The 4,601-nt window shown below is 50.4% G+C and carries 3 protein-coding genes and 1 pseudogene; all 4 read left to right on the top strand.

Translation table 11 applies throughout. The features are described 5' to 3' along the window. Window positions 1-539 (top strand): glycosyltransferase family 4 protein (locus BG74_RS18390; protein WP_244267492.1); only part of this gene is annotated, 539 nt, incomplete at its 5' end. Window positions 540-547: 8 nt separating this feature from the next. After that, entirely contained in the window at window positions 548-1,672 is a 1,125-nt protein-coding gene (locus BG74_RS09065) for a glycosyltransferase family 4 protein (protein ID WP_066597980.1), read from the top strand. A gap of 118 nt (window positions 1,673-1,790) precedes the next feature. Continuing rightward, window positions 1,791-3,197: an NADP-dependent phosphogluconate dehydrogenase gene (gnd, locus tag BG74_RS09060; protein ID WP_066597978.1), complete on the top strand. Its 1,407-nt coding sequence runs from the start codon at window positions 1,791-1,793 to the stop codon at window positions 3,195-3,197. Window positions 3,198-3,440: 243 nt separating this feature from the next. After that, window positions 3,441-4,525: pseudogene (locus BG74_RS18385) on the top strand (APC family permease); the annotation flags it as partial. Between the last annotated feature and the right edge of the window lie 76 nt (window positions 4,526-4,601).

The following is a 4,601-nucleotide window of genomic DNA, read 5'->3' as shown; positions in this document are numbered from 1 at the left end:
GATATCGTGGTTATACCTTATTTACTGGCACCATTGAGCCACGCAAAAATCTAATGGTGCTGTTCAGTGCCTATGAACAGCTTCCGTTAAAGCTGCGGCAGCGTTATCCGCTGGTGATAAGCGGTTATAAAGGCTGGGGCAGCGGCGCTGAGCATCAGCGCCTTGAACGCGGCAGCCGCGAAGGGTGGGTTAGCTATCTGGGGTATGTAGCGCAAGAAGAACTGCCCATTTTATTTGCCGCCGCCCGCTTGTTTGTATTCCCCTCATTGTATGAGGGATTCGGTTTACCAGTATTGGAGGCCATGGCGTCTGGCGTACCGGCGGTATGCTCCAACGTCGCATCGCTGCCGGAGGTGGCGAATGATGCGGCGTTAACTTGCGATCCGAGGGATGTCGACGCCTTAAGCGAGGGTATAGCACGAGGGTTGCAAGACGATGTGTGGCGCGTTGAGACCATAGACGCTGGTCTGGCACGCGCGCAAATGTTCTCCTGGCAGCGCTGCGCTCAGGATACGATTAAAGCCTATCTTAAGGTTTAATATAGTCTATGCTGAAAGTCTTACATTTTTATAAAACCTACTATCCCGACTCTTACGGCGGTATTGAGCAGGTCATTTTTCAGTTATGCGAAGGCGCACCCGCGTACGGTATCGATTCTACTGTGCTGGCGCTGAGTCCGCGTGGTCACTGCGAACCTAAGCCTCTGGGACAGCATCATACTGCTTATAGCGCCGTCAATTTTGAATTTGTCTCGACGCCGTTTTCGTTTGGTGCTATCGCGTGCTTTCGCCAACTAGCGGCCGAAGCTGATGTGGTCCATTTTCATTTCCCTTATCCTTTTATGGATATGGTACATTTTTTGGCGGCGAACACCAAACCGACCGTGGTTACCTACCATTCGGATATTGTGAAACAAAAATTCATCCTGTGGATATATACGCCCCTGATGCGCCATTTTCTCGGCGATGTCAATCGTATTGTTGCCTCATCCCCGAATTATGTCGCCACTAGCCCAATTTTGCAGCGCTACCTAACCAAAGTATCGGTGATCCCATTTGGTCTCAATCGTGCGTCCTATCCACCGGAAGACAAGGCGCGCGAGGCGCAGTGGCGCAATCGGTTCGGCGAGCGTTTTTTTCTGTTCATCGGCGCGTTTCGCTATTACAAAGGATTACATACTCTAATCGAAGCGGCGAGCTGTGCGCCTTACCCCATTGTATTGATTGGGGTGGGACCGGCGGAGGCGGAACTAAAAAAACGCAGTGCCAAATTAGGGCTGAAAAATATCTATTTCCTCGGCGCACTACCAGACGTGGACAAGGTGGCATTGTTAGAGAGTTGCTATAGTGTAGTATTCCCGTCCCATTTACGGTCCGAGGCGTTTGGCATTACGCTATTGGAGGGAGCGATGTACGGCAAGCCGCTCATTAGCTGTGAAATCGGTACCGGCACCACCTATGTTAATGTCCATCTGCAAACCGGCCTGGTGGTGCCGCCGGCATCTCCGGCGGAGCTGGCCGATGCAATGCGTCAGCTTTGGCAGGATCCTGCCCAGGTACGGCGCTATGGCGAACAGGCGCGCGAACGTTTCAACGCCTTATTTATCTCAACGCGGATGGTTAGTAGCTATGTTGATATCTACCGCGAGCTGGCAGGCCACGAAAAAGGATAGCGTTCCTAATTGCACCAATCACTACCCGCCAGATACTTGCTTAGGTTAACATATAATATATATACATGTCCGTCGCGCGGCGGCGGCAGGGGATCATCCTTACTACAGGAGTTGCTTAATGTCCACACAACAGATAGGTGTCGTCGGTATGGCGGTCATGGGGCGCAACCTGGCGCTTAACATTGAAAGCTGTGGTTACAGCGTATCTATTTTTAACCGGTCGGGTGTAAAGACCGATGAAGTGATCGCTGAAAACCCGGGGAAAAAGCTGGTGCCCTATTATAGCGTGGAGGAATTTGTCAATTCGCTTGAAAAACCGCGGCGTATTCTGTTGATGGTCAAAGCCGGTGAAGGCACTGATAAAATCATTGAATCCTTGAAACCGTTTTTGGAGAAGGGTGACATCCTCATTGATGGCGGTAACACTTTCTATAAAGATACTATCCGCCGCAATCGCGAGCTCTCGGAAGAGGGGCTTAACTTTATCGGTGCCGGCGTTTCCGGAGGTGAAGAGGGAGCACTGAAAGGGCCGTCGATTATGCCGGGCGGACAGAAACACGCCTATGAGCTTGTGGCCCCCATCCTGGAAAAAATCGCGGCGCGCGTCGATGGTGAAGCCTGTGTGACCTATATTGGTCCCGATGGCGCCGGGCATTATGTCAAAATGGTGCATAACGGCATCGAATACGGCGACATGCAACTGATTGCTGAAGCCTATGCGTTACTGAAGAATGCACTGGGTCTGAGCAATGAGCAACTGGCCAGCACCTTTAGCGAATGGAACAAAGGCGAGCTTAGCAGCTATTTGATTGCTATAACAAAAGATATCTTCACTAAAAAGGATGAGCAGGGCCAGTTCCTAGTGGACGTCATTCTCGATGAAGCGGCTAACAAAGGCACCGGCAAATGGACCAGCCAGAGTTCGCTGGATTTAGGGGAGCCGCTGAGTTTGATTACCGAATCGGTGTTTGCCCGTTACCTGTCATCCTTGAAGCAGCAGCGCGTGGCGGCGTCCAAAGTTCTCACCGGTCCGAAAACTGAAGCGTTCAGAGGTGATAAAGTGGATTTTATTGAAAAAGTGCGCCGCGCGCTATATTTAGGCAAAATAGTTTCCTATGCACAGGGTTTCTCCCAGTTGAAAGCTGCCTCGGATGAAAACCAGTGGGATCTGGATTACGGCGGAATAGCGAAAATTTTCCGCGCTGGCTGCATTATCCGGGCGCAGTTCTTGCAAAAAATTACCGATGCCTATGCTCAGAATCCGGCGATCGCCAACCTTTTGTTGGCGCCGTACTTTAAGAAGATTGCTGATGACTATCAACAGGCGCTGCGCGATGTCGTAGCCTATGCGGTTCAACACGGTATTCCGACGCTGACCTTTTCCGCCGCCATCGCATACTATGATAGCTATCGTTCCGCCGTGCTGCCAGCCAATCTGATCCAAGCTCAGCGCGACTATTTTGGAGTCCATACCTATAAGCGTATTGATAAGGAAGGAGTGTTCCACACGGAATGGCTGGAATAATAGCAACTGGGCACTACGCAGGCATTATAAGTGATTAACGGACGAAGCCAGGGAAGAGTATGATCTCTTGCCAAGGGGCATATTGAACAGTGACACTCGCCGTCGAAAGGCACCCATTTTTTCATCGCTGTTACGCGCAAGTGTTGCACGCACGCGACATGACCGTCACCCGAGGAGGTACAGGCACCTTCGCGCGTACATGAGGACGTAAATTGAGGAAGTAAATGAGTATAGGATAGAAAGTTGTGGCAGGGCAGGTTGCCATACGAGCACGCTACATTGAGAAAAACCCTGATTTTGTTTCAGGTCGTGATGATAGACCTGGCCTACCTTGCAGCCGATGACGTTGTTCGATACTTTCGGCATTATTTCTAGCCTGACCAATGGGCATTGGCTACCGTCTATGCGCCAGCGCTTTGCGCCGTTCTCTTTACCGTGCTCGGCTACGGTAAATTGGTCTGCTGCTTCCCTTCAGCATAATATCTATGCCCGGAAAGCCATCAGCCCTGGCGTAGGTTTTATGGTAGGCTAGTCATCGCTGTTGGATTATCGCCTCTTTATGTCAATAATTAACATCCTTTTGGCGAAAATTTACCTGCAGACGCTGTTTCCCATCGGTGTCAGTCTGGATTTTTATCGCTGGACTAGTGGCGATGATGACGATGTTCAGTTTACTCGGCATTCGTTTGGTCGCTCATTTCAACAGCTTTATTGTATTGTTGCAGATTGCGGAGTATAGTGGTATTCCTATAGTTGGGTGATCCACGGGGTAATAGGGGATGGCAGCGACACCTTAGTGAGCATGATGCCATTCTTGTCTGATAATCCCTGTGTTATCCCCATAATTACCGGCTCTACCGCGATTCCGTTCTTCTCCGTTCCTAGGATTTGACGGCATCAGCTCATTTTCCGAAGAAACGCCGGATGCTGTAAATAGTGATCCTTCGTGCGATTTTTCGGTTTCGTAAATTTTCCTACCTGGCGGCGTACGCCGGCCTTTAATGTGCTACTAGCAGAAATGATTACCTTGTCGGCGGTGTCGTTTGACTTGGTAAACGCGACCTTGCTGATTAATTTTAGCGCGCTGGTGGCGCTCAGTTTCGTCAACCTATCGGCCATTGCCCAGTTCTGGCTGCAGGAACGGCGGCGACGGTTACACAATAACCTATACTATTTGCTACTGCCGCTGGTCGGCTTTCTGTAGTTTAACCTTGGAGGTCAGCTCTATAATGTTCGGGCTCTGTTAGGGCGCCACAGGTATGGCGTATTTACTACTGATGACGTGCGGTTTTTTCTGGTCGGTGCTGCAATATCGTGAAGAACTGGCGGTAGCGTTTCTCCTTTGTCTTTCTGTCACAACGTTTGCAAATAGTCAAAAAGCGCGCGCAGCAGCTGCTCTTTTTC

This window comes from Sodalis-like endosymbiont of Proechinophthirus fluctus (assembly GCF_001602625.1).
Classification (GTDB): domain Bacteria; phylum Pseudomonadota; class Gammaproteobacteria; order Enterobacterales; family Enterobacteriaceae.
The sequence above is the reverse complement of the archived record's forward strand: the minus strand, read 5'-3'. Positions and strand labels throughout refer to the sequence as shown.